At 48.9% G+C, this 532-nt stretch carries 1 protein-coding gene; it reads right to left on the bottom strand.

Going from position 1 to position 532, the window contains the following annotated elements:
- Positions 1–137: 137 nt before the first annotated feature.
- A partial coding sequence (locus tag N1032_RS27600; protein WP_259543922.1) for a hypothetical protein occupies positions 138–532 on the bottom strand: 395 nt, incomplete at its 5' end.

Genomic DNA, 532 nt, shown 5'->3' on the forward strand with positions numbered 1-532 from the left:
GAGTTAGGTCTGAAGAATAAAGCGGAAGTTGTCGGTTATATCGCTGCTGGTGGCGATGGTCTACCGGGCTGGATGGTGAGTAAGTGCAAGAGGGTGATCCTCAAGGCTGAAAAGAAGGCTGAAAAAGAAAGGGGCGCTTAGCGCCCTTTTTTATTTGCTTCAAATACTGCCAGTGCGAAAGAACGGGGTGTAGCTGATCTGATATTCTTCGTGCGAAGAGATTTGCCTCCTAACTTCCAAAACTGATCGGAATAACCAGGCCGAACAGGTACAGGTTTTTTCACTGGAAACCTGAAGCCATTACCAGCCCATAACATAGTTTTCTTTGGGTACGCATCCCGCGCTTTGATGATTTCCGGGTAATCCGGGTGTTCATCATCTTCAGGCAGATAACCGCCAAACTCGAAAGGGTGAAAACTGTAATCAGGTTTGCGCCAGAGTGAAGCCAGACGGCTTACAGGGTTCTCCGCGAACCACGGACAATCGAAAGCCAATCCGATAAACTCCACCAGTACAGCAAGCCGTGTTGCCT

The sequence above is a fragment of the Herbiconiux daphne genome, from assembly GCF_024979295.1.
Classification (GTDB): Bacteria; Actinomycetota; Actinomycetes; order Actinomycetales; family Microbacteriaceae; genus Herbiconiux; species Herbiconiux daphnes.